The sequence below is a fragment of the Lysobacter sp. F6437 genome (assembly GCF_052547215.1).
In genome coordinates, this window is record NZ_JBQWRB010000003.1 from 256,665 (window position 1) to 281,762 (window position 25,098).

19 protein-coding genes and 1 riboswitch are annotated in these 25,098 nt (G+C 68.4%); of the genes, 14 read left to right on the top strand and 5 right to left on the bottom strand.

Features of this window, described 5'->3' with window-relative positions; genetic code table 11:
* Positions 1–45: 45 nt before the first annotated feature.
* Entirely contained in the window at positions 46–975 is a 930-nt protein-coding gene (locus ACT9F5_RS11415; RefSeq protein WP_445120067.1) for an ELM1/GtrOC1 family putative glycosyltransferase, read from the bottom strand.
* 144 nt (positions 976–1,119) lie between these two features.
* On the opposite strand from ACT9F5_RS11415, the gene ACT9F5_RS11420 reads away from it, so the two are divergent.
* The 6 genes from ACT9F5_RS11420 to ACT9F5_RS11445 all read left to right on the top strand — a co-directional run bounded on the left by ACT9F5_RS11420 (position 1,120) and on the right by ACT9F5_RS11445 (position 5,937).
* On the top strand, positions 1,120–1,728 hold the full coding sequence (locus tag ACT9F5_RS11420) for a malonic semialdehyde reductase (RefSeq protein ID WP_445120068.1): 609 nt from the start codon (positions 1,120–1,122) through the stop codon (positions 1,726–1,728).
* Positions 1,729–1,787: 59 nt separating this feature from the next.
* Entirely contained in the window at positions 1,788–2,366 is a 579-nt protein-coding gene (locus ACT9F5_RS11425) for a YceI family protein (RefSeq protein WP_445120069.1), read from the top strand.
* A gap of 2 nt (positions 2,367–2,368) precedes the next feature.
* Positions 2,369–3,076: a pirin family protein gene (locus ACT9F5_RS11430; protein ID WP_445120070.1), complete on the top strand. Its 708-nt coding sequence runs from the start codon at positions 2,369–2,371 to the stop codon at positions 3,074–3,076.
* A 165-nt stretch (positions 3,077–3,241) separates the two neighbouring features.
* Positions 3,242–3,442, top strand: coding sequence for a zinc-finger domain-containing protein (locus tag ACT9F5_RS11435; protein ID WP_445120071.1), 201 nt, complete (start codon positions 3,242–3,244; stop codon positions 3,440–3,442).
* A gap of 19 nt (positions 3,443–3,461) precedes the next feature.
* Positions 3,462–4,586 (top strand): glycosyltransferase, encoded by a 1,125-nt coding sequence (locus ACT9F5_RS11440; RefSeq protein ID WP_445120072.1) that lies wholly within the window; start codon positions 3,462–3,464, stop codon positions 4,584–4,586.
* Positions 4,567–5,937 carry an O-antigen ligase family protein gene (locus ACT9F5_RS11445; protein ID WP_445120073.1) on the top strand — a complete coding sequence of 457 codons (1,371 nt, stop codon included), beginning with the start codon at positions 4,567–4,569 and terminating at the stop codon, positions 5,935–5,937. Before ACT9F5_RS11440 ends, ACT9F5_RS11445 begins: the two co-directional genes overlap by 20 nt.
* Before the next feature lie 6 nt (positions 5,938–5,943).
* Here the strand turns inward: ACT9F5_RS11445 and lpxL are convergent, their stop codons facing one another.
* The gene (lpxL, locus tag ACT9F5_RS11450; RefSeq protein WP_445120074.1) at positions 5,944–6,864 is read right to left on the bottom strand and encodes an LpxL/LpxP family Kdo(2)-lipid IV(A) lauroyl/palmitoleoyl acyltransferase; all 921 of its coding nucleotides are present in this window, start codon (positions 6,862–6,864) and stop codon (positions 5,944–5,946) included.
* Positions 6,865–6,929: 65 nt separating this feature from the next.
* On the opposite strand from lpxL, the gene waaA reads away from it, so the two are divergent.
* Positions 6,930–8,252 (top strand): lipid IV(A) 3-deoxy-D-manno-octulosonic acid transferase, encoded by a 1,323-nt coding sequence (waaA, locus tag ACT9F5_RS11455; protein WP_445120117.1) that lies wholly within the window; start codon positions 6,930–6,932, stop codon positions 8,250–8,252.
* Positions 8,253–8,354: 102 nt separating this feature from the next.
* Here the strand turns inward: waaA and ACT9F5_RS11460 are convergent, their stop codons facing one another.
* The 3 genes from ACT9F5_RS11460 to ACT9F5_RS11470 all read right to left on the bottom strand — a co-directional run bounded on the left by ACT9F5_RS11460 (position 8,355) and on the right by ACT9F5_RS11470 (position 11,318).
* Positions 8,355–9,785 carry a TolC family outer membrane protein gene (locus ACT9F5_RS11460; RefSeq protein ID WP_445120075.1) on the bottom strand — a complete coding sequence of 477 codons (1,431 nt, stop codon included), beginning with the start codon at positions 9,783–9,785 and terminating at the stop codon, positions 8,355–8,357.
* A 20-nt stretch (positions 9,786–9,805) separates the two neighbouring features.
* On the bottom strand, positions 9,806–10,462 hold the full coding sequence (locus tag ACT9F5_RS11465; RefSeq protein WP_445120076.1) for an rRNA adenine N-6-methyltransferase family protein: 657 nt from the start codon (positions 10,460–10,462) through the stop codon (positions 9,806–9,808).
* Positions 10,463–10,601: 139 nt separating this feature from the next.
* Positions 10,602–11,318 (bottom strand): TetR/AcrR family transcriptional regulator C-terminal domain-containing protein, encoded by a 717-nt coding sequence (locus ACT9F5_RS11470; protein ID WP_445120077.1) that lies wholly within the window; start codon positions 11,316–11,318, stop codon positions 10,602–10,604.
* A gap of 221 nt (positions 11,319–11,539) precedes the next feature.
* Here ACT9F5_RS11470 and ACT9F5_RS11475 point away from each other — a divergent pair, with 221 nt between their 5' ends.
* The 7 genes from ACT9F5_RS11475 (at position 11,540) to ACT9F5_RS11505 (ending at position 25,066) form a co-directional block, all read left to right on the top strand.
* The gene (locus ACT9F5_RS11475) at positions 11,540–12,559 is read left to right on the top strand and encodes an efflux RND transporter periplasmic adaptor subunit (protein ID WP_445120078.1); all 1,020 of its coding nucleotides are present in this window, start codon (positions 11,540–11,542) and stop codon (positions 12,557–12,559) included.
* A gap of 3 nt (positions 12,560–12,562) precedes the next feature.
* A complete protein-coding gene (locus tag ACT9F5_RS11480) occupies positions 12,563–15,721 on the top strand; it encodes an efflux RND transporter permease subunit (protein WP_445120079.1) in 3,159 nt (1,052 codons plus the stop codon).
* A 52-nt stretch (positions 15,722–15,773) separates the two neighbouring features.
* Positions 15,774–15,873: riboswitch (TPP riboswitch) on the top strand.
* A gap of 55 nt (positions 15,874–15,928) precedes the next feature.
* Complete coding sequence (thiC, locus tag ACT9F5_RS11485; protein WP_445120080.1) at positions 15,929–17,806, top strand: phosphomethylpyrimidine synthase ThiC; 1,878 nt, start codon at positions 15,929–15,931, stop codon at positions 17,804–17,806.
* 44 nt (positions 17,807–17,850) lie between these two features.
* The gene (locus ACT9F5_RS11490) at positions 17,851–18,540 is read left to right on the top strand and encodes an ion channel (RefSeq protein WP_445120081.1); all 690 of its coding nucleotides are present in this window, start codon (positions 17,851–17,853) and stop codon (positions 18,538–18,540) included.
* A 36-nt stretch (positions 18,541–18,576) separates the two neighbouring features.
* Entirely contained in the window at positions 18,577–20,940 is a 2,364-nt protein-coding gene (locus ACT9F5_RS11495) for a winged helix-turn-helix domain-containing protein (RefSeq protein ID WP_445120082.1), read from the top strand.
* 141 nt (positions 20,941–21,081) lie between these two features.
* On the top strand, positions 21,082–22,050 hold the full coding sequence (locus ACT9F5_RS11500) for a helix-turn-helix domain-containing protein (protein WP_445120083.1): 969 nt from the start codon (positions 21,082–21,084) through the stop codon (positions 22,048–22,050).
* 64 nt (positions 22,051–22,114) lie between these two features.
* Positions 22,115–25,066: a TonB-dependent receptor domain-containing protein gene (locus ACT9F5_RS11505; protein WP_445120084.1), complete on the top strand. Its 2,952-nt coding sequence runs from the start codon at positions 22,115–22,117 to the stop codon at positions 25,064–25,066.
* Positions 25,067–25,098: the final 32 nt, after the last annotated feature.

Sequence of the window (25,098 nt, forward strand, 5' to 3'; positions counted from 1 at the left end):
GAAGTCGCGACTTGCGTCGCTCCTACATGGGGCGAGATCCGGACTTCAATCCAGCGCCAGCCGCCGGCGCACTTCCGCGGCGACACGAGCGGTCTCGCGCAACGGGGTCACCGGGAACGCAGCGAGGGCGCCGTCCACCGGCCGCACCCGGCCGAGGCCCAGCAGGCTGTCGACGAACCGCCGCGGCCGCCCACGCACCGCGTCGATGCCGGCGACGAACACCGGCAGCGTGGTCGCGCAGGCTTCCGACAGCATGTTGACCGAGTCCGCGGTGCAGACGATGCGGTCGGCGCAGGCCAGCAGGCCGGAATACGGATTCGGGCCATCGGCGCTGCCGCTCCAGACCATGCCCGGGCGGCCCGCGAAGCGCTGGTGCAGGCGCGCGGTCACCTCGGCGGGGGTGCGTCGCGACGTGGTCACCAGCAGGCAACCGCCCTCGCCATCGACCACCCGTTGCAAGCGGTCGGCCAGCGCATCCCACCACGTCGGCTGGAACCGCGCATGCGCGCTGTTGCCACCCAACAGCAGCGCGGTGCGTGGTTGCGACAGCGTCGCCAGCGCACTGAAGTGGCGCCGCGCGGATTGCAGCCACGCGTCGTCTATCGGATTGAGGCTGCCGAGCAGGCGGATGACGTTGTCGCCGGCCAGGTCGTCATGCTCCGGCGCGACCACCAGGTCCCAGTGTCGCGGTGCGAGTCGCGGGTCGAGAATCTGCACGGCCTGCACACCGCGCCGGCGCAGCAGCCGGGTCGCCAGCGCGGCCTGCCGGCCACAGCCGACCGCCAGCCGCGGCGGCGTTGCGAGCGCGTCGCGGAAATCATCGCCGAATGCCAAACCCGCGCCGGGCAGCGCGCGCGGAGCCAGCCATCGCCATGGCGCGCGCGGACGGAGCACCCATTCGCGCGCCGGCCGCCCCAGCGCCGCCGCCAGTGCACGCGCCTGGCGCACGTTGCCGGCATTGCCGTCGGTCAGCATCCAATTGCTCGCGCGGGGGCTCGATTGTTCCATTTATGTCGGTAATACGTTGCGAAGGCGTCGGCTGTTGCTTCAACGGCAGACTTTACACTTGCCTGCATCGGCCGCGGCTTCTCCGCGACCATCGCATTCATGGAGACCCGAATGACCGACCAGGCCACGCCCCCGACCGCAGCACTGCCGCCGCAGGCGCTCGACCAGCTGTTCCGCACCGCCCGTACCCACAACGAGCTGGGCGGCGAGGTCAGCGACGACACCCTGCGCGCGCTCTACGACCTGCTGAAGTGGGGCCCGACCAGTGCCAACCAGACGCCGGCGCGGTTCGTGTTCGTCAAGTCGGCCGAGGCCAAGGCCAAGCTCGGCCCGGCGTTGAGCGAAGGCAACCACGCCAAGACCATGGCCGCGCCGGTGACGGTGATCATCGGCTATGACGAGGACTTCCACGAGAAACTTCCGTACCTGTTCCCGCATACCGACGCCAAGAGCTGGTTCGACGGCCCGCGCGAAGGTCGCCACGACCACGCGTTCCGCAACGGCAGCCTGCAGGGCGCCTACCTGATCCTCGCCGCGCGCGCGCTGGGGCTCGACACGGGGCCGATGTCGGGCTTCAACAACGCGATGGTCGACGAAGTGTTTTTCAACGGCACCACGATCAAGTCCAACTTCCTGGTCAACCTCGGTCACGGTGACCCGGACAAGCTGTTCGCACGTTCGCCGCGGCTGCCGTTCGACGAGGCCGCGCGAATTCTTTGACCGACCCGCCGGATGCACAGGTGCCTCCGGCAAAGCCCAACACACCAAGAGATATCCCCATGTTCAAGAAACTCGCCTTCACCGTCGCCCTGGCCAGCGCCAGCACCCTCGCGTTCGCCGAGCCGGTCACCTACAAGCTCGATCCCGCCCACACCGACGTGATCGCGCAGTGGAGCCACTTCGGCTTCTCCAACCCGAGCGCGCATTTCGGCGATGCCGACGGCACCCTGGTCTACGACGCCGACAACGTCGCCGCGTCCAGTGTCGAAGTGACCCTGCCGCTGTCGGGCCTCAACAGCTTCACCGCCAAGTTCGACGAGCACCTGCGCAGCAGCGACTTCTTCGATGCCGCCGCGTTCCCGGTCGCGACCTTCAAGAGCACCAGGGTCGAGTCCGCTGGCGAAGGCAAGCTCACGGTCACCGGTGAGCTGACCATCAAGGACATCACCCGCCCGGTGGTGCTCGACGTCACCCTCAACAAGATCGGCGAGAACATGGGCGGGCAGGCCGCGATCGGTTTTGACGCCACCACCACCGTCAAGCGCACCGACTTCGACCTGGGCATGGCGGCGCCGGCCGTCAGCGACGAGGTGAGCCTGCGCATCACCACCGAGGCCGCGGTGCCCAAGGACGCCTGAACATGATCATCGAACGCCCCTCCGGCAGTCGCGGCCACGGCCCGGCGCACGTCGACTGGCTCGACAGCCGCCATACGTTCTCGTTCGGCGACTACCACGATCCCGACTGGATGGGCTTCGGTGTGCTGCGGGTGATCAACGAAGACCGCGTCGCGCCCGGCGCGGGCTTCCCGACCCACGGCCACTCCAACATGGAGATCCTCAGCTACGTGCTGTCCGGCGCGCTTGCGCACGAGGACAGCACCGGCGGCGGTGGGGTGATCCGTCCGGGCGAGCTGCAGTGGATGAGCGCCGGCCACGGCGTGCGTCACAGCGAGTTCAATGCCTCGAAGGACGAGCCGGTGCATTTCCTGCAGATCTGGCTGCAGCCCGACCGGGTCAACGCCGCGCCGGCGTATGCGCAGCGCGATGCCACCGACGCCGTGGGCTGGCAACTGCTGGCGTCGCCCGACGGCGCCGGTGGCAGCCTGGCGATCCGGCAGGATGCGCGCGTGTTCAACGCGCGGCTGGCATCAGGCGAGGTGGCCGAGCGCGAGTTGCAGCCGTCGCGGCGATACTGGCTGCACGTGGCGCAGGGCGCGGTGGAAGTGAACGGCCGCGCATTGGTAGCCGGCGATGCACTGGGTTACGTCGAGGAAGGTGGCCCGTTACGGATCACGGGCCAAGGCGAATCGCGCGCCGACCTCCTGCTGTTCGACCTGCCGGCCTGACCCACCGGAGGCTCCCTGTAGGAGCGACGTAAGTCGCGATCGCACGGCGATCCCGGTTCGCGAGGAAATCGCGACTTACGTCGCTCCTACAGGGTCGGGCCAGCGGGCGGGCTTTGCGGCTGCCGGCTGCTAAACTGCGGCCCTCGCATCACCGCCGCCATCGACATGACCGCAGCTGCCCACGACCACCCCACCCAGGCCAATGCCGAGCGCCGTTACACCGTCTCGCGCGCCGACCTGCCGTTGAGTTGCCCGTTGCCGTCGATGGCGCTGTGGAATTCGCATCCGCGGGTCTACCTGCCGATCGAAGCCGAGCGCGAATGCGATTGCCCGTATTGCGGCGCGCATTTCGTCCTCGAAGACTGACCGTCGCGAGCCCGCGGCCATGCGCCGGCTGACCGTCGTCCAGCTGTTGCCGGCGATGCAGTCGGGCGGGGTCGAACGCTCCACCCTTGAGATCGCGCAGGCGCTGGTCGAAGCCGGCCATCGCGCGCTGGTGGTGTCGGTCGGCGGACGACTGGTGCCGCGGCTGCAGGCGCTCGGCGCCGAACACATCGAACTCGACATCGGTCGCAAGTCGCTGACTACGCTGGCCCGCGTGCGCCCGCTACGCGCGCTGCTGCGACGCGAGCGTGCCGATATCGTCCATGTACGTTCGCGGCTACCGGCCTGGGTCGGCGTGCTTGCTTTGCGCGGCATGGGGGCGTCCGAGCGTCCGCGGCTGGTCAGCACCGTGCACGGGCTCAACTCGCCCTCGCGCTACAGCGCGGTGATGACCCGGGGTGAGCGCGTGGTCTGCGTGTCCGACGCCGTCCGCGATTACGTGCTGCAGCACTACCCGTCGACCGAGCCGGGCAAGTTGCGGGTGATTCCGCGCGGGATCGACCCGCTCGCGTTTCCGCCCGCGCCGGTGCCGGATCGCGATGCGCGTGCGTGGGCCGTTGACCTGCACCCGGCGTTGGCTGGCGACGGCCCGCTGCTGCTGTTGCCCGGCCGCGGCACCCGCCTGAAGGGCCACGCCGATGCGCTGGAACTGCTTGCGCGCCTGCGCGGCGATGGCCTGGACGCGCGCCTGTGGTTGCCGGGCGCGCGCGAGGCCGGTCGCGAAGCCTATATCGCCGAACTCGAAGAACGTGCCGGCGCGCTTGGTATCGCCGATGCCTTGGCGTTCACTCCGCCGACGGACCGGATCGCCCGGGCCTATGCCGCCAGCGACCTGGTGCTGCAACTGTCGCGCAAACCGGAGGCATTCGGCCGTACCGTGGTCGAGGCGCTGTCATCCGCGCGGCCGGTGCTGGGATGGGCACACGGTGGGGTCGGTGAGTTGCTGCGCGAGTTGCAACCTGCCGGCGCGGTTCCACCCTTTGATCCGGACGCACTACTCGTCGGTGCCCGGGAATTGCTTGCACGGCCAGCGGTGTCAGCCGGTACGATGCCTGCACTGTCCGACTACACCTTGCGCGCGATGCAGCGCGCCACACTGGCCGTCTATGCCGAACTCATCGACTGATTCGCCAACACTGTCGTCGCCTGGCCACGACCACGACCACGACCACGATCACGGCCCGGTCCGCGGCTGGCGTTGGGCGCCGGCATGGATCCTCGCCTACGTTGCGCTGTGGCCCGCCCCGGGCTACGCCGAAGGCATTTTGGTGCTGGGCGCGTTGCTGGCGATCGTCAAGCTGGTTTCCTCGCGTTTCAGCGGTGGCAACCAGTTGCTGAGCCACCAGGCCTGGGCGCTCACCAGCGTACTGTTCTTCGCCTACTGGCTGCCCGAACTGGTCTCGGCCTTCGATGCGGTCGATCCGCCGCGATCGCTGCGCGAGGCCGCGGTCGACCTGCGCTATCTGCCATTCCTTTGGCTGGTGGCGTCGGCGGTGGCCAACGACCGCGGCCGCCGCACCACGTTCGGCGGACTCGCGGTAATCATCGGAATATGGACCGTCGATGCACTGCTGCAGGCGCTGACCGGTACCAGTCCGCTGTTCTTCGGGATCGACTCGATCAAGCAGGCGATCAGTGGCCACGGCATGTGCACGGCCGAGGAGGTTGCCGGCGCCGACCGCCTCGGCGGCATCCTCGGGCCATGCAACCTGAAACTCGGGATCGTGATTGCGAGCCTGTCGTCGTTCGCGCTGTACGCCGCCGGGCGCCGGTTCGGCAGTGCCGGCTGGTTGCTCGCCGCGGCCGCCGTGGGCGTGGTCGTGGTGCTGGCCGGCTCGCGTGCGTCCTGGATCACCTACGCGCTGGTACTGGTGCTGTCGGGCTGGCGGGTGCTGGGCTGGAAGAAGCTGGTCGCGGTGTTCGGCTTCGGCGCGGTGATGCTGGTGGTACTGGCCTACGCCTCGCACGATGTCCGCGACCGCCTGGTCCGTACCACCCACGTACTCGCGGCCAATGAGGAAGGCGTCGACCGGGCGTTGTCGGGACGCAGCCGGATCTGGGGCGCGGCGTTGTGCATGGCTGGGCGGCATCCGGTCAACGGCGTCGGTGCGCGTGGCTTCCGCGAGGCGTTCCCGGCGTGCGACCCGCAGCGCGGCGAGGTCGCGCAATGGGGCGAGGGGCCGGCGTTCCACGCCCACCAGATCGTGCTGGAGGTACTCAGCGAAACCGGTGGCTTCGGGCTGTTGCTGTGGCTGCTGGGCGCCGCGCTGGCCTGGCGCGCGTGGCGCTTCGCCGATGCGGCCGCCCGCGAACGCGCACGGCCGGCGATGCTGGCGCTGGCGGTGACGGTGTTCCCGCTCAACACCCACCTGGCGTTCTACTCGACGTTCTGGGGCGGACTGACGCTGTTGCTGGCGGCGTTGTACGCAGGCAGCCTGCTGGCGGGACGGGCGATCGAGCCGCCATCGGCGACCTGAGCCGGTTCAGCGGTATGGCGATTCCATGCCCGGCGGGCGTCGCTTGAAACGCCGGTGGATCCACAGGTACTGGCTCGGTGCCTCGCGCACCATCGCCTCGATCGCGGCATTGACCCGGGTGCTGTCGCTTTGCGCATCGGTGGACGGAAAGTCCGGCAGCGGCTCACCCAGCCGCAACACGTAGTCGGCGCCTTCGCGACGATGGAAGAACGGCACCACCGCGCAGCCCGACAGCCGCGCGAACTGGTGGGTCGCGGTGATCGTCGCCGCCGGCACCCCGAAGAACGGTGCGAACACGGTGTCCTTGCCGCGCATGTCCTGGTCCGGCGCGTACCACAGGATGCCGCCGCGCTTGAGGTGGCGCATCGCCCCGCGCAACTCGTCGTTGCCGAACATCGCGGTGGCATAGCGCAGCCGTCCGCGCATCACCGCCCACTCCATCACCGGGCTGCGGTGGCGGCGATACATGCCGGCCAGCGGCAACTCGTCGCACATCAATCGCCCGCACATCTCCAGGGTCATGAAGTGGCCCGAGACCAGCAGCACGCCGCGCCCGCCGTCGAGGATCGCCCGGATCCCGTCGACTCCCTCGATCCGCACCGTGCGACGCATCGGTTCGACCGGACCCCACCACGCCCGTGCGAACTCGAACAGGCCGATGCCGAAGTCGCGGAAGCTCTCGCGCAGCAATGCCTGGCGGGCGGCTCCGTCCATCTCCGGGAAGCACAACTCGAGGTTGATCCGTGCCGCCCGCCGCCGCGCCCCGGCCAGCCGCATCGCCAGCGCACCGATGCCGGCACCCAGCGTGCGTTGCAGCGACCACGGCAGCCGCGCCGCGAGCCACATCAGGCCAAGCGCGGCCCAGGTCGGCCAGTGGCGCGGTCCCCATGGAGGGGCGGGCAGGGCGGCGGCGGGCGAAGTCGACATGCCGGTGATTCTATCGTCGCCGCGCCTGCACCCGACGGAGCGTGCTGTTCGCTATCCTTGGCACGATGCGGACGGACATGATCGAGCGCCTGTTGCGCGGCCTGTACTCGGCCGCGCTGTACCTGTTGGTGCCGGTCACGGTCTACCACCTGATATGGCGCGGCTTCCGCCAGCCCGCCTATTTCCAGCGCTGGCACGAGCGTTACGCCCGCTATCGCACCGCATACTGCGGGCGGACCCTGTGGCTTCATGCGGTGTCGGTCGGCGAGGTCAACGCGGCGGTGCCGCTGGTCAACGCGCTCAAGCGCGGCCGTCCGGACCTGCGCCTGCTGGTCACCACCATCACCCCGACCGGCTCGGAGCGCGTGCGCGCGCTGTGGCGGCATGACGAGGTCGAGCACGTCTACCTGCCGTACGATCTTCCCGGTGCGGTCGGCCGTTTCCTCGACCATTACCGGCCCCATGCGGCATTGATCATGGAAACCGAGTTGTGGCCGAACCTGCTGTTCGGTTGCCGCGACCGCGGCATCCCGTCGCTGATCCTCAACGCCCGGCTGTCTGAACGCTCGCTGCGTGGCTACCGCGTGCTGGCACCGCTGATTGGCCGGGCGTTGCGTACGGTGCGCACGGTCGCGGCGCAGTCACTCGCCGACGGGGTGCGTTTCGTGCGGCTCGGCGCGCGTTCCGCGCAGGTGGTCGAGACGGGCAACCTGAAGTTCGACGTGGCCGTGCCGGAGACGCTGGAAACCTTCGCCAGCCAGTTCCGCGTCGATTGCGGCGTGCGGCCGGTATGGATCGCCGCCAGTACCCACGAGGACGAGGAAGCCGCGGTCATCGGCATCCACCGGCACCTGCGCGCGCGGTTCCCCGACCTGCTGCTGCTGTGGGCGCCGCGCCATCCGGAGCGCTTCCGGCTGGTCGCCGAACACGCGCGGTCGGTGGGCTGGTCGGTGTCGACGCGTTCGCGCGGTCGCTGGCCGCGCGCCGATGATGCGGTGTTCGTGGTCGACACCCTGGGCGAGCTGATGAACTTCTATGCCTGCGCCGACGCTGCGTTCGTTGGCGGCAGCCTGCAGCCGGTCGGAGGGCACAACCTGCTGGAGCCAGCGGCGGCCGGGACCGCGATCGTGACCGGCCCGCACCTGCACAATTTTTCCGAGATATCGCGACGCCTCGATGACGCGGGCGCGTTGCGCGTCTGCGCCGATGCCGGTGAGGTCGAAGTGGAGCTGGTACGCCTGCTGGATGACCCGCAGGCGCGCGAGGCGATGGCCGAGGCCGGCCGGGTACTGGTCGAAACCGGCCGCGGTGCACTGGCACAGACGCTGGTGTTGTTGCAGCCGGTGTTGCCTTCGGTGGCGGGGCAGGCACGCCCGTCGAACTCGTAGGAGCGGCTTCAGCCGCGACCTGGAACCGGCGCGGGCGAACGGTTGTTCGATCGCGGCTGAAGCCGCTCCTACAGGGTGCGGGGCCGGGTGCGGCCCGTCCCTTTACTGCCGGATTTCCGACTGCACCTGCGCATCCGCGTCGACGGTCAGCAGGCGGTTGATGTCCTGCACGTCGGCGATGTCGAGCGTGCCCGCAGCCTGCTCGAGTGTCAGCCGCTGCTGCAGGTAGTTGTAGCGGGCCAGCGCATAGGCCTGCTGCGCGGTGAACAGGTTGTTCTGGTTGTTCAGCACGTCGAGCACGGTGCGGGTGCCGACTTCCAGCCCGACCTGCGAAGCGTCGTACGCGGCTTGCGCGGACACCAGCGCGAGGCGACGGGCCTCGACTTCGCTGATGCCGGCGACCAGGGTCTCGTAGGCATTGCGGGTGTTGCGCTCGAGCGCGCGCTTCTGCTGCTCCAGCTCGTCGGTGGCGATGTCGCGCTGCGCGATGGCTTGGCGCACGCGCGACTGGGTGGCGCCGCCGGAGAAGATCGGCACGTTGAGGGTGATGCCGATTTCAGGGCCGCGGCTCTCGCTCTCGATCGGGCTGTTGACCGACTCGGGAAGGTCACTGCTGCTGAAGGTGCGGTCGCCGGTGGTCCTGCCCTTGCTGTAACCGCCATTGAGGTAAAGCGTCGGCAGGTGCGCGGCCTGCGCGGTCCTGACATCGGCCTGGGCCGATTCGACCTGGAGTTGCTTGGCCTGCAATGCCGGATTGGTCTCGAACGCGGTCTGCACCCACGAATCGACACCTTCGCTGACCGGCAACTGCGGCTGGAAGTCCGCGGGCAGGCCCCGGACGTTGTTGACCGGCGTTCCGGTGATCTCGGCCAGCGCCTGGTAGGCATCGGCGACGCGGGTGCGCGCGAGGATGGTGTTGGCGCGCGCGCTGTCGTACTGGGCGCGGGCCTCGTGGACGTCGGTGATCGGCGCAAGGCCGACCTCCAGCCGCTTGGAGGCGAAATCGAACTGCTTCTGCAGCGCGGTCTCGGCGGCTTCCGCGGCGGCCAGGGTTTCCAGCTCGACCAGCACGTTGAAGTACGCGGCCGAGGTACGCGTGATCAGGTTGTCACCGGCGGCTTCGAGCTGGAAGTCGCTGGCGCGGCTCAATGCCTTCTGGCTGCGCAGCGCGGTGAAACGCGACATGTCGAACAGCATCTGGCTGCCGTTGATGCCGACGCTGCGGGTGGTGGTCTCGCTTTCGATGTCGCCGGTGAACTGCACTGGCTCGCCGGTCGTCGGATCGAACTGGGTCTGGGTCGCCGGACCTTCACTGCGCGAGCGGCTGATGCTGGCGCTGCCATCGATCTGCGGCAGCATCTGCGCGCGCGCCTGCACCGCGCCTTCGCGGGTGAACAACCGGCCGGATTCGGCGGCGGCGAACTGCGGGTCGCCGGCGCGCGCCAGCTCGTAGGTCTGCAACAGGTCTTCCGCGGCGGCGGTGGCCGGCAGCAGGACGAAGGCGAGGGCGAGAACGAGGCGGCGGCGAATCATGCTGTGTCCTTGGGTTTTCTTCAGAACTCGAAGACGGGCTGGGGCGCCGCGCCGACGAGATAGGGGAGGTCGGTCTCGAACAGTGATTCGATGCGCGGCTGGCCGGCATCGTTGTGCAGCAGTACCGCTTCCATCGCCGGCGAACGGCCACGGATGACGAACATGCGCCCGCCCGGTTGCAGCCATTCGACGAACTTCGCCGGAATGGCATCGACTGCGGCGGTCACGCAGATCGCGCTGAAGCGGCGATCGGTGTCGTAGGCAAACGCGTCGGCGTGGATCACGTTGACGTTGCCCAGGCGCTGGGCGCGGAGCTGGCTGCGGGCGGTGTCGGCGAGGTCGGCGTGCTGCTCCAGGCTGACCACGTCGCGGGCCAGCCGCGCCAGGCAGGCGCTCAGGTAGCCGCTGCCGGTGCCGATCTCGAGCACGTCGTCGCCGGGTTGCAGCGCCAGCGATTGCAGGGTGCGGCCCTCGACCACCGGTTTCATCATGCGCTCGCCATGCGGCAGCGGCAGTGCCATGTCGGTGTAGGCCAGGGCACGGTGGGCGGCGGGCACGAACTCTTCGCGCGGCAGCGTCGCGATCACGTCGAGCACCCGGGGGTCGAGCACGTCCCACGGTCGAACCTGTTGTTCGACCATCAGTTCACGGGCGTTGGCGTAATCGATCGTGCTCATTGCAGGGTCTCAGTCTCGCGGTGGACCGCCAATTGTACCGGCGCCGGGCGCCGCTGGCCGCTTGATGCGGCCGCGACAGGATCGCCGTTCGGGTCGCGCGGCCCTGAGTGCCAGAAGTAACCGCGACCGCGGTCAGGGGTCATCGCGAGCTCCGCGGGGTTCCGCTCCGGTCGGTGGCATAGGCGCGCAGGAACATGTCGACCGACGCGGCCAGGTGCGCCTCGATGTCGGCGGGGCCGACGTCGCCGCAGCCGAACACCAGCATCGCGTGCGGCTCGCCCTTGAGCAGCACGCAGAACTGGGTGCCGGCGCGGTGGATGGCCTCGGGGCTGGGCTCGATATCCAGTTCGCCCGACGCGATGCGCCGCTCCAGCAGCGTGCCGAACGCGTTCTGCACCCGTTCCGGACCGGCCTCCCAGAACAGCCGGGACAATGGCGAGCCGGCCAGTTGCGGCGTGCACAGCATGCGGTGGCCGGCGATCGCCTCGGGGCTGGTGATCATCCCGTAGAACGCCCGGGCCACGGCCAGCAGGCGTTCGCGCAACGGGATATCGGGGCGGGCCTCGAACAGCGACGTCGGCAGGCCGGTCTCGCAGTGGGACTTGACCGCGGCGCCGAACAGCGTCTCCTTGTCGCCGAAGTGGCTGTAGACGGTGAGCTTGGAGACCCCGGCCGCGGATGCGATCTGGTCCATGCTGGCGCCGTCGAACCCGTGCCGGGTGAACATCTGCTTGGCCGCCTCGAGGATCGCCGCGCGCTTGGCCAGGTCTTTCGGGCGGCCCGGTCCGGAGGCTTTCGCCGCCTCGGTTGCCGCGGGATCGTGGTGGGGACTGTCAGGGGAGGATCGAGCGACCATCATTCAATACTAGACTACCGGGTTCGATATTTATACAGTACCGGCTGGTGCACTAAATCCACACAAGGCGTCAGACCATGCGCAGTCGAACCCGTTGCTTGCCGTCGCGTCGCACCGCTCGCGCCGGGACGCGCAGTACGTTATGTGCACTCGCCATCAGCGCCTTGCTGTTGGCCTGCGGCGGCGAACCGGCCCCGACCGATGCGGCGCGCCCAGTACTGGTGACCCATCCTTCCGCGGCCACTGACGGTTTCAGTTCGCTGGCCGGCGAGATCCGCGCCCGTGAGGAAAGCCCGCTGTCGTTCCGGGTCGGCGGCAAGCTGGTCGAGCGGCGGGTCGATGTCGGCGACCACGTGAAGCAGGGCGACGTGCTCGCCACGCTGGACGCCGGCGACCTGCAGGCGCGCGCCCGAGCCGCCCGCGCGCAACTCGCCGCGGCCGAAGCCGAACTCGGTCGCGCCCGCGCCGACCGCGCCCGGTTCGCGACGCTGGCCGACCAGCAACTGGTCAGCCGCTCGACCATGGATGCGCAGGACGCCGCCGCCGTCGCCGCCCGGGGCCAGGTGGACGCCGCGCGCGCCGAGCTCGAGGTCGCCGGCAACCAGGCCGGCTACAGCCAGTTGCGCGCACCTGCGGATGGCGTGATTGCCGCGCGCCAGGCCGAAGCCGGGGAAGTCGTCGGTGCCGGCCAGCCGGTCTTCACCCTCGCCGCCGATGGCCGACGCGAGGTCGTGTTCGCGGTGCCCGAGGGCGCGATCGACACGATCAAGCCGGGCCAGGCGGTGCAGGTCGAGCTGTGGTCCGGACCCGGCAAGCGCTGGCCCGGCCGCGTACGCGAGGTCGCGCCGGCTGCCGACCCGGCATCGCGCACGTTCGCCGCGCGCGCCACCATCGATGCGCCGGCAGGAACGCTCGACCTCGGCCAGAGTGCGCGCGTGTACTTCGCCACCAACGACGACCGTGCACTCAGCGTGCCGTTGTCGGCGTTGCAGCGCGTTGGCGAGGACGGGGTCGCGGTGTTCGTGGTCGATCCCGCGACATCCACCCTGAAGCTGCAGCCGATCGAGGTCGGCCCGTATGGCAGCGAACGCGCGCCGGTGACAAGTGGCCTGGCGCCCGATGCGTGGGTGGTCGCGGCCGGCGGGCATCTGTTGCGTGCCGGCCAGAAGGTTGCACCGGTGGATCGCGAAAACAGATCCGTCGAAGCCCCCGTGCCTGCGTCGTCCGAAGACGAAGGCTGAGCCATGCGCTTCAATCTCTCCGAGTGGGCGCTGCGCCACCGCAGCCTGGTGGTCTACGCGATGCTGGTGCTGGCGATCGCCGGGGCGATGTCGTACTTCAAGCTCGGTCGCAGCGAGGACCCGGAATTCACCTTCAAGGTGATGGTGATCCATACCCTGTGGCCGGGAGCGACCGCCGAGCAGGTCGGCCGCCAGGTCACCGACCGGATCGAACAGAAGTTGATGGAGACCGGCGAGTACGACTTCATCCGCTCGTACTCGCGGCCGGGCGAGTCGCAGGTGATCTTCGCCGCGCGCGACTCGATGCGCTCCGGCGAGATCCCCGAACTGTTCTACCAGGTGCGCAAGAAGATTGGCGACCTGCGCCCCGAGTTGCCGCGTGACATCGTCGGGCCATTCTTCAACGACGAGTTCGGCGACACCTTCGGCAACATCTACGCGCTGACCGGCGAGGGCTTCGACTACGCAGTGCTGAAGGACTATGCGGAGCGCGTGCAACTGGCGCTGCAGCAGGTGCCCGACGTCGGCAAGATCGAACTGTTCGGGGTGCAGGACGAGAAGATCTGGATCGAGCTCTCCAATACCAAGCTGGCCACCCTCGGGGTGCCCGCCGCGGCAGTGAAGGATGCGCTGGACCAGCAGAACGCGATGGTGCCGGCCGGCTTCTTCGAGACTCCCAGCAGCCGGGTGCCGTTGCGCATCAGCGGACAGTTCACGAGCGTCGAGCAGATCCGCGACTTCCCGATCCGGGTCGGCGACCGCACGTTCCGGCTGGGCGATGTCGCCGAAGTCCACCGCGGCTTCGCCGACCCGCCGGGACCGGGCATGCGCTTCATCGGCGAGGATGCGATCGGCATCGGCGTGTCGATGCGCGATGGCGGCGACATCCTCGAGTTGGGCGAGACCCTGGAGGAGACGTTCGCCGAATTGCAGCAGACGCTCCCGGCCGGGATGGAACTGCACAAGGTGTCCGACCAGCCCGCCGCGGTGGAGGAGTCGGTCAACGAGTTCGTCAAGGTGCTGACCGAGGCGGTGGTGATCGTGCTGCTGGTCAGCTTCCTGTCGCTGGGCCTGCGCACCGGGCTGGTGGTGGCGCTGTCGATCCCGCTGGTGCTGGCGATGACCTTCACCGTCATGAGCCTGTTCGGGGTCGGCCTGCACAAGATTTCCCTGGGAGCACTCGTGCTGTCGCTGGGGCTGCTGGTCGACGACGCGATCATCGCGGTGGAGATGATGGCGATCAAGATGGAGCAGGGCCTGGACCGCCTGCGCGCGGCGGCGTTCGCGTGGGACTCGACCGCGTTCCCGATGCTGACCGGCACGTTGATCACGGCGGCGGGATTCCTGCCGATCGCGACCGCGGCGTCGAGCACCGGCGAGTACACGCGCTCGCTGTTCCAGGTGGTGACGATCGCGCTGCTGGTGTCGTGGGTCGCGGCGGTGGTGTTCATTCCCTACTTGGGCGACAAGTTGCTGCCCGACGGCGGCCATGCCGCGGCGCCGAAGCCCGGCTCGCTGGCTGATCGCTGGCACGCGCAGCGGCAGCGCTGGGCCGACCACTGGCCGGCGTTCGCCGACATGCTTGCGCCGGCGCCGCACGACGGCCACACACACGATCCGTATGGCACGCGTTTCTACCAGCGCTTCCGCGCGTGGCTGTTGTGGTGCGTACGCCGTCGCTGGCTGGTGATCGGCCTGACCATCGCCGGTTTCGCCGCCTCGCTGGTGCTGTTCCGCTTCGTGCCGCAGCAGTTCTTCCCGGACTCGGTGCGGCCGGAACTGATGGTCGACATGGAGCTGGCCGAGGGCAGCTCGCTGAAGGCGACCCGGGCGCAGGTCGAGCGATTGGAAAAGCTGTTGGCCGAGCGCGAAGACCTGGTCAACTACACCGCCTACGTCGGCACCGGTTCGCCGCGCTTCTACCTGCCGCTGGACCAGCAGTTGCCGGCGGCCAACTTCGCCCAGTTCGTGCTGATGCCCGCCGACATCGAGGCGCGCGAGGAGGTCCGCAGCTGGATGATCGAGGAGATCGTGCCGCAGTTCCCTGAACTGCAGTTGCGCGTGACCCGGCTGGAAAACGGGCCGCCGGTCGGTTATCCGGTGCAGTTCCGGGTCTCGGGCGAACATATCGGGCGGGTCCGCGAGATCGCTTACCAGGTGCGCGAGAAGATCCGCGGGAACGGCCACGTCGCCAACGTCAACCTCGACTGGGACGAGCCCGGCAAGGTCGTGCGCCTGCAGGTCGACCAGGCCCGCGCGCGCGCGCTGGGGATCAGTTCGGCGCAGCTGGCGCAGGTGCTGGGCGGCTCGCTGTCGGGCAACCAGGTCAGTACGTATCGCGAGGGCGACGAGCTGATCGAGATGATGCTGCGCGGCACCGGCGACGAGCGCGTGCGGCTCGACCAGCTCGGCAGCCTGATGGTGCCGACCGCAAGCGGCCAGAGCGTGCCGTTGGGGCAGATCGCGACGCTGGAATACGGTTTCGAGGAAGGCATCATCTGGCATCGCGACCGCAAACCGACCATGACCGTGCGCGCCGACATCTACGACGGCACCCAGCCGGCGACGGTGATGGCGCAGATCTCGCCGACACTGGACGACATCCGTGCCGACCTGCCGTTCGGCTACTCGGTCGACATCGGCGGCAGCGTCGAGGATTCGACGCGCGGGCAGGATTCGATCGCCGCCGGCGTGCCGCTGTTCCTGTTCGTCGTGTTCACCCTGCTGATGCTGCAACTGCGCAGCTTCTCGCGCAGCATCATGGTGTTGCTGACCGCGCCGCTGGGACTAATCGGCGTCACCCTGTTCCTGCTGGTGTTCCGGGTGCCGTTCGGCTTCGTCGCGATGCTCGGCACGATCGCGCTGGCCGGGATGATCATGCGCAACTCGGTGATCCTGGTCGACCAGATCGAGCAGGACCGCAGCGATGGGCACGAAACCTGGGAGGCGATCGTGGAAGCGACCGTCCGCCGCTTCCGGCCGATCGTGCTGACCGCGCTGGCGGCGATCCTGGCGATGATCCCGCTGTCGCGCAGCGCGTTCTTCGGACCGATGGCGGTGGCGATCATGGGCGGCCTGCTGGTCGCCACGGTGCTGACGCTGTTCTTCCTGCCGGCGCTGTATGCGGCGTGGTTCCGGGTCAAGGTGCCGGCGCGGCGGTAAATCGCCGCCGCGCCGCGCGACTGGCCCTCGGGCCATGGCCGTGGTCAAATGCGCGCTGAAGCGGGGGTACCGGTGCGGTTGGGCCGGTTGAGACAGACCCTTCGAACCTGATGCGGTTGAGACCGCCGTAGGGAAGCTTCGCCGGACCCGGCTCCGCCGTGGGTCCGTGCGCCGCCGCTTCGTCCACGCCGCCACAGGACGAACGCCATGAATGCCATCCCCTCCAACCTTCAGCAGCAGGCGGAGCAGCTGTCCGCCGACGTCGTGCGCCCGATCCCCGGCTCGCACAAGATCCATGTCGAAGGGTCGCGCCCTGACATCCGGGTGCCGATGCGCGAGATCACCCTGGCGCCGACTTCGACCCTGTTTGGTGGCGAGGACAATGCACCGCTGGCGGTCTACGACTGCTCCGGCGCCTATACCGATCCGGCATCGTCGATCGACCTGGCTCGTGGCCTGAGCCCGTTGCGCGCGCAGTGGATCGCCGAGCGCGGAGACACCGAGGCGTTGTCCGGCCTGTCGTCGGAGTTCGGTCGCAAGCGCGAGCACGACCCGAAGCTCGACGCCGTGCGTTTCGGCAACCGTCCCATGCCGCGTCGCGCGCTGGCCGGTGCCAACGTCACCCAGATGCATTACGCCCGCCGCGGCATCGTCACCCCGGAGATGGAATTCATCGCGATCCGCGAGAACCAGCGCATCGACGCGATCCGCGAGGCGCACCTGCTGAACCAGCACCCGGGCGAATCGTTCGGCGCCAACATCCAGAAGATCATCACCCCCGAATTCGTCCGCGACGAGGTCGCCCGCGGCCGCGCGATCATCCCCAGCAACATCAACCACCCCGAAAGCGAGCCGATGATCATCGGCCGCAACTTCCTGACCAAGGTCAACGCCAACATCGGCAACTCCGCGGTGTCGTCGGGGATCGCCGAGGAAGTCGAGAAGCTGGTCTGGTCGATGCGCTGGGGCGCCGACACGGTGATGGACCTGTCTACCGGCAAGCACATCCACGAGACCCGCGAGTGGATCATTCGCAACTCGCCGGTCCCGATCGGCACCGTGCCGATCTACCAGGCGCTGGAGAAGGTCGACGGCCGCGCCGAGGAACTGACCTGGGAGATCTTCCGCGACACGTTGATCGAGCAGGCCGAGCAGGGCGTCGACTACTTCACGATCCACGCCGGCGTGCTGCTGCGCTACGTGCCGCTGACGGCGAAGCGCGTCACCGGCATCGTTTCGCGCGGCGGCTCGATCATGGCCAAGTGGTGCCTGGCGCACCACAAGGAAAGCTTCCTGTACGAACACTTCGAGGACATCTGCGAGATCATGAAGGCCTATGACGTCGCCTTCAGCCTCGGCGACGGCCTGCGCCCGGGCTCGATCGCCGATGCCAACGACGCCGCCCAGTTCGGCGAACTCGAAACCCTCGGCGAGCTGACAAAAATCGCCTGGAAGCACGACGTCCAGACCATGATCGAAGGCCCCGGCCACGTGCCGATGCAGTTGATCAAGGAGAACATGGACAAGCAGTTGGAGGTCTGCGGCGAGGCGCCGTTCTACACCCTCGGCCCGCTGACCACCGACATCGCGCCCGGCTACGACCACATCACCTCGGCGATCGGCGCGGCGATGATCGGCTGGTACGGCTGCGCGATGCTCTGCTATGTCACCCCGAAGGAGCACCTCGGCCTGCCCAACAAGGACGACGTGCGCGAAGGCCTGATGGCCTACAAGATCGCCGCCCACGCCGCCGACCTCGCCAAGGGCCATCCCGGCGCGCAGGCGCGTGACAACGCGTTGAGCAAGGCGCGCTTCGAGTTCCGCTGGGAAGACCAGTTCAACCTCGGCCTCGACCCCGAGCGCGCGACCGAATACCACGACGAGACCCTGCCGAAGGACGCCCACAAGAGCGCGCACTTCTGCTCGATGTGCGGCCCGCATTTCTGTTCGATGAAGATCACCCAGGACGTGCGCGACTACGCCGCCGAGCATGGCGTCGACGAGCAGGCCGCGCTGGCCGAGGGCATGGCGGAGAAGGCCTCGGAGTTCCGCGCCGCCGGCGCCGAGGTGTACCGCAAGGCCTGATCACGCGCCAGCGGCGGTTCTGCGGCAAACTCGCGGCCATGCCCATGAGCAACCACGGTTTCCTGTACCGCCGCTGGCAGTTCCTTGCCCGGCGCCATCCATCGGCAGTGCTGCTGGCGGCGCAGTTGCTGAGCCTGCTGCTGTACCCGGTGTTCGACGGCCGCCACAGCGGCCGCGCGCTGTTCGGCGCGTTCGGCGTGCTGTTCCCGCTGCTGGCGGTGTGGGTGGTATCGCGCAGCCCGGCGGTCAAGTGGGTGGCATGGCTGGTCGCGGCGCCGGCGATCGCAGCGTCGGTGTTTTCCATCCTGCTGGCCAGCGACACCCTGATGATCGTGTCGTCGACCCTCGAGTCGGCGCTGTACTTCTACGCCGCGAGCGGCCTGATCCGCTACATGCTGAGCGACCACATCGTCAGCGCCGACGAACTGTTCGCGGCCGGTGCGACGTTCACCCTGCTGGTCTGGGCGTTCGCGTTCGCCTATCTGGTGTGCCAGATGGTGGACCCGGGCAGCTTCGTCAACATGCTCGACCCGGCCACGAACCGTCCGTGGATCGAATTGCTGTTCCTCAGCGCCACCAACCTGTCGGCCACCGGCCTGGGGGACGTGGTGCCGGTGACGCCGATGGCGCGGGTGCTGGTGATGCTGGAGCAGTTCGCCGGCGTGGGTTACCTCGCGCTGGTGGTGTCGCGGCTGATCGGGCTGACGCTGGGACGGGCACGCGACGCGAAGTAGCGCTGCGGGCGTTTGCAACGGTCACGTTTTGCGACATTGGGCGGTTCGCTTTTCCTTCAGGCACATGACCGCACCTTTGGGGTGCGTCAGAATCGAACGGATATGTCGAACTACCTTGAATTCCTGCCATCCGATCGCCTGCGCGTAGGCCAGTGCGAGGTCGACGTGCCGCTGCGCGAGGTCCATGCCCCGGGTGCGCGCCGGCCGGTGCGGATCACGCCCAAGTCGATGGGCGTGTTGCGGGTGCTGGTCGACAACGCGGGAAAGGTGGTCAGCCGGGATACGCTGCTGGCCGGGGTCTGGCCCGACACGATGCCGACCAATGACGTCGTCACCCAGGCCGTGACCCAGTTGCGCAAGGCGTTCGGGCCGGCGGACGGCGCGCCTCCCTATATCGAGACCATCGCCAAGGGGGGCTACCGGCTCCTTGCCGAAGTGGAGTGGCTGCCGTCGCCGCCCGCGGCCGTCGCGGAAACCATGGCCGCGGTGCCGCAGCCCGACAGGCCTGGCGGAAACGAGGTGGTGCCGTCCCGGCACGACATCGATATCCCGGCCGGTGCGCGACAGCAACGCGCCGGCTGGGGCGCGATGGTCGGGGCCACGCTGGTCGCGCTCGTGCTGGCCGGGCTCCTTTACGGGTGGTCGGTGTGGCACAGCAAACCGGTTCCATCGCCCACCGCTCCCCAAACGCCAGTGGGCGCCAACGTTTCCGAGCCACGCCTGATCACGTCTTCGCCGGGCTTCGAGTGGAGCCCCAGCCTCAGCCCGGATGCGTCGATGGTCGCGTACAGGGCCGTGCCGCGGGGCCAGCGCAACATCGCGATCATGGTCCAGACCACGACGCCGACGCCGCCGCGGCAGCTGACCCGGCCGGATGGACAGGCCGACGACGTCAGCCCGGCCTGGTCGCCCGACGGCCGCGAGATCGCATTCCTGCGGGTGGTGCAGGGCGAACGGTGCGAGATCCGCGTGGTGTCCGCGAGCGGCGGTGCCGACCGCGTCGTGGGCCAATGCGATGAACACTACATGCCGAGTTTCGACTGGACCCCAAACGGCAAGGGGCTGGTGTTCGGCAGCCATGGCATCTCCCACGACCGTCCCGGCCTGCAGCGGTTGGACCTGGACACGGGCCGGCTGAGCACGCTGGAGGAAGGCGCCAGCCCGCTGAACCATGATTTCGCCCCGCGGTATTCGCCCGACGGGCGCTGGATCGTGTTTGTCCGCAATACCCCGCTGGGCGATTTCTGGCGCTTGCCGGCAACCGGTGGAACCGCGGAGCGGCTGACCCACCTGAACGCCCAGATCCGCGGCTGGGACTGGGACCGGGACGGGCGGGCGCTGGTCTATTCCCGGCACCATGACAACGAGAGCCGGTTGTACCGGCTGGATCTCGACACCGGGGTCCACGTCGAACTGGGGATCACGGACGCCGAGGATCCGGTGATCGCCGCCGACGCACCCGCCCTGGCCTACGTGCAGCGAACCACCTGGTTCGGGGTCTACCGGTTCGACCTGGACGGGGATGGCCCGGGCGAACGCATGTTCCGGTCATCGGGCCGTGACCGCCTGCCTGCCATTGCCCCGGATGGGCGGCAACTGGCGTTCGTCTCCGACCGCTCCGGTGAATACCGGCTGTGGTGGGCCGACGTGGACAATCCGGACTCGCTGCGGCTGCTGGACGGCCTGCGCCCCGAGTCGCGCTATCTGCCGCGGTGGTCGGCCGACAGCCAGCGCCTGCTCGTGGTCGGTCGCGGGATCGATTCCGCCGGCACGGCTTCGCCCGGCGTGTACGAGGTGGAGCCTGCCAGCGGCCGCATGACCCGACTCGCGCTGCCGGTGGAGGAACCGTTGCAGGCGATCTACATGCCCGATCCGACCGGCTCCGGTGAGCGTGTGCTGGTGGTGTCGGCCGACCGGCGCGGGCGGCTGCACGTCGACCTGCTGGACCATCTGAGCGACGGCTGGAAACGCGTGGGCAGGCTCGACGACGTGTCCCGGATCGAAGTGGACGCACCGGGTGCCCGTGTCCTGTTCGCGCGTCCTGCCGAGTCCGGGCTCTGGCAGGCCGACCTCCAGCTCGACCCCGGCAGCGTGCGCCAGGTCGATAGCACCTGGCCAACCCCCGAGCGTTATCGGTCGTGGACCGCGGCGCCGGGCGGCGGGGTCTACGGCATCGAGCGTACCGCCGGCTGTTCAGCACTGCTGGACGTGCACGGGGCGGCGGCCGGCGGGGCGCCGCGCTGTCTGGACGTCAATCGCCGCGCAGCGACGTACGGACTCAGCCTGGACCCCCGCTCGAACCGGCTGTACGTCACATTGGTGGAGTACGACGCCAGCGACATTGGCTTTGCGAAGTACGACCCGCCGGCCGAGGCCCTCTGGCCGGGCGTCGGCAAGTGATTGGCCGGATTGGGAAAAGTCCTTTCGTGATTTCTTCGTCCCGACCTTCGGCACGATTTCGGCCAACTCTCCGCGAACTTTCCTGAAGCCGGCCAGCCGATGCGGCAAACCCATGGGCCACTCCTGGCAAATGGGTAGGCGATGGACAAGATTCTCTGGGCCGATCGGGGCCAACTGCTGCAACTCGACCCGGCGGATGGCGGGACCCCCGCGGGCGCCATTCCGGCCACGTGTATCGGTATCTCCCGGCTCGGCAGCGCGCAGTTGTCACCACAGGTGTTCACCGTCTGGGTGCAACTGCGTGGCAGTTCCTGGGTCGAGGCACGCGAAGGCCGGTTCCGGCTGCGCCGCGGCGAGTGGATCGCGCTCGAGCGCGATTCCCGCCCGCAACTGCAGACCGACCGCCACGGCGTCTGCATCGGTATCAGCCTGGGCGCGGATGTGCTGAAGGCGGCGGGCCGCGTTCCGGATCTCGGTCTGCACGCCGGGAGGGGCGGCCTGCAGAAGCGCGAAGCGCGGATGCTGGTACGCCTCTGGCGCGCTGCCGGCCAGCGCCTCGCCACCCTCCAGCCGGGTGCCGATGGCGCCGCCGAGATCGCGGTGCTGCGGCCGCTGCTGTTGCAACTGGCGGCGGTCCAAGGCGACCTTCGTGGGCGCATCGCGCGCTGCCCCGGACGTTCGGGGGCACGCAAGCGCCAGGTGTTCGGGCGCATGCAGCGCGCCCACATGTACCTGGAGGGCAACTGCGACCGGGTGGTCCGGATCAGCGAACTGGCCGAGCTGACCAGCTTCTCCAGTTGGTACTTCTCCAAGACCTTCCATGCCCTGTACGGCGAAAGCCCGCAGGCGGCATCCGCCCGGATGCGACTGGAACGTGCGGCGGACCTGCTGGACAACAGCCAGCTGATGATCGGCGAAGTGGCCGCCGCCTCGGGCTTCGACAACTGCTGCAGCTTCGCCCGCGCCTTCCGCGCGCGCTACGGGGTCTCCGCGACCGGCTACCGCAATGCCGCCAGGAAGCTGGCGATGGCCCCCCTGCCGGCGCTGTCGACCATTGCTGCAAGGACCGGTTCGGCAAAGTCAGCCGGCCTCGGCCGCAAAGCGGCGTAGCCCCGCGGGCCGTAGTTTGGGCGACGCGCTTAACGCGCCCATAACGTTATCTGGAGAGAGATAGATGATTAACCGCAATTTGCGCCCCGCGATGAGGCTCGGCCTGCTGCCGGCCGGTATCGCGGTGGCACTTGTGCCGGCCCTTGCCGGCGCGCAGGAAGCCGCCCCGGCCCCGCAGGACCCCACCACCCTCGACCGCATCGAAGTCACCGGTTCGCGCATCCGCCAGGTCGACCTGGAGACCGCCGCCCCGGTGCTGCAGATCAGCCGCGAGGACATCGAGCAGCAGGGCTTCAACTCCGTTGCCGACATCCTGCAGAACATCAGCGCCGCCGGTTCCCCGGCGATCAGCCGCACCTCGCCGCTGTCCTCGGGTGAGGCCGTCGGCGGTTCCTACATCGACCTGCGCAACCTCGGTGCCGACCGTACCCTGATCCTGGTCAACGGCAAGCGCCTGGGCATCACCAATGACGGCCTGCAGGACGTCGCCTCGATCCCGGCCGCGATGGTCGAGCGCATCGAAGTGCTGAAGGACGGTGCCTCGACCATCTACGGTTCCGACGCGATCGCCGGCGTGATCAACATCATCACCCGCCAGAACTTCGACGGCGCCGAAGCCAACGCCTACATTGGCCAGTACGGCCAGGGCGATGGCACCCGCGAGCAGTACAGCTTCGTCATGGGTAACACCGGTGACAAGGGTTCGGTCACCGTCGGTGTCGAGTTCACCGAGGAAGATCCGGTGTGGGCCAAGGACCGCTGGTTCAGCCAGGCCCGCTTCCCGACCGACGACAAGTCGCCGGCACGTCCGGGCGGCCTGTCCGGCATCAGCCAGTGGGGCAGCATCGTTGACGGCCCGCGCGGTTCGGTCATCGGTTACGACAAGGTCACCGGCGCGCCGATCTACAACTATTCCTACACCCTCAATCGTCCGGGCGGCGACGCCACCGATTTCTCGGATTTCCACGAGACGGCCGCAGACGACGTCACCAATCCGAACCTCGCTTCGACCGTGTACTCGGGCGTCAAGCGCAAGTCGGTGTTCTTCAACGGCGTGTATGACATCTCCGATGACATCCGCTTCGAGAGCGACGTGCTGTACACCGATCGCGAATCGTTCGCGCAGAACGCCGGCTACCCGTACCGCTCCGACGCGTTCGGCACCCCGATGTCGATCGACAGCTACTACAACCCGCTGGGCAACCAGAGCGATTACGCGGGCGAGAAGCAGGCGATCAACTTCTGGCGCCGTGGCTGGGAAGTGCCGCGCCAGGTGCAGAACAACCTGACCACCTTCCGCTTCACCGGTGAGTTCGCCGGCGCGTTCCAGATCGCCGACAAGTACTGGGACTGGGATGCAGGCTATCTGTACAACCAGAACAAGGGCACCCAGATCAGCACCGGCAACCTCAGCCTGGCGGCCGTTGAGGGCGCGGTGGGACCGTCGTTCCTCAACAGCCAGGGCGTGGTCCAGTGCGGTACCGCGGACAACCCGATCCCGCTGGGCTTCGGTCCGGGCGCGTGCACCCCGTGGAACCCGCTGGTTCCGGACGGCGTGACCGGCCAGGGCGGCCTGGCCGACCCGGGCGTGCAGGCGTACCTGTACCTTCCGGGCCAGGCGCTGTCGGAAACCACCACCAAGACGTACTACGCCAACCTCGCCGGCTCGCTGTTCAGCCTGCCCGCCGGTGATGTCGGCGTCGCGGTCGGTATCGAGCACCGTGCCGAGGACGGCTACTTCTCGCCCGACGCGCTGGCCCAGACCGGCACCTCCACCGACCTGGCTTCCGGCCCGACCGGCGGTGGCTACGCACTGGACGAAGCCTACATCGAGTTCCTGGTGCCGATCCTCGCCGACGTGCCGTTCGCGCAGGAACTGAGCATCAGCCTCGCCAGCCGCTATTCCGACTACGATACCTTCGGTGACACCACCAACAGCAAGTTCGGTTTCACCTGGAAGCCGCTCGACTCGCTGCTGGTCCGCGGTACCTGGTCGGAAGGCTTCCGTGCGCCGACCGTGGCCGACCTGTACGGCGGCGTGGGCCAGAGCTTCGAGTACTACACCGACCCGTGTGATACCGAGTTCGGTGCAGTGGGTGGCAGCGAGCGGTGCCTGGCCGATGTCCCGGTCGGCTACCGCCAGCCGGCGAACGATGGCAAGGACGGTTATGCCGATGGTCCGGACACCCAGACCACGATCCCGTTCCTGTCGGGCTCCAATGCGTTCCTGACCCCGGAAACCTCGGAGTCGCAGACCCTCGGCGTGGTGTGGAGCCCCAGCTTCGCGCAGAACCTGAACATGTCGCTGGACTGGTTCAACATCCGCATCGAGAACACCATCGTCGGTGACTCCCCGACCGACATCCTCGACGATTGCTACGTGCGGGGCATCGAGTCGCGTTGCGACGCGCTGGGCCCGGACGCATTTGTCCGCGATCCGGTGACCGGCGAGATCACCTCGCTGGCCTTCGGCGGCCGCAACGCCGGTTTCCAGGAGACTGAAGGTTTCGATTTCGACCTCAACTACCGGATGGAAACCGCCTACGGCAACTTCGGACTGGCCTGGTTGAACACCTACGTCAGCAAGAGCGAGTTGAAGACCGACAACCTGGAGGGCGCGCCGCAGCAGTTGAACGGCTTCGGTGGCAACTTCCGCCTGCGCTCCAACGCCAGCCTGTCGTGGGACAAGGGTGACTTCGGTGCCACCTGGTCGACCCGCTACTACTCCGGTGTCAAGGAGGAGTGCTACTTTGATGATCGCTGCAGCCTGCCGAACTACGCCGCGCCGGACACCCAGGGCAACATCGTTCCGATGAACGAGCTGGGCGCGACCACGTTCCACGACGTCCAGGTCCGCTGGAACGCGCCGTGGAACGCCACGATCGCGGTCGGTGCGAACAACGTGTTCGAGCACTACGCTTCGCCGAACTACGACCAGCCGAACTCCGGCTACTCGTACTACGGTGGCTTCGACATCGGTCGCATGGTGTACATGAAGTACCAGCAGCGCTTCTGATCGTTCCTCGATCGGTAACAGGAAACGGCCCC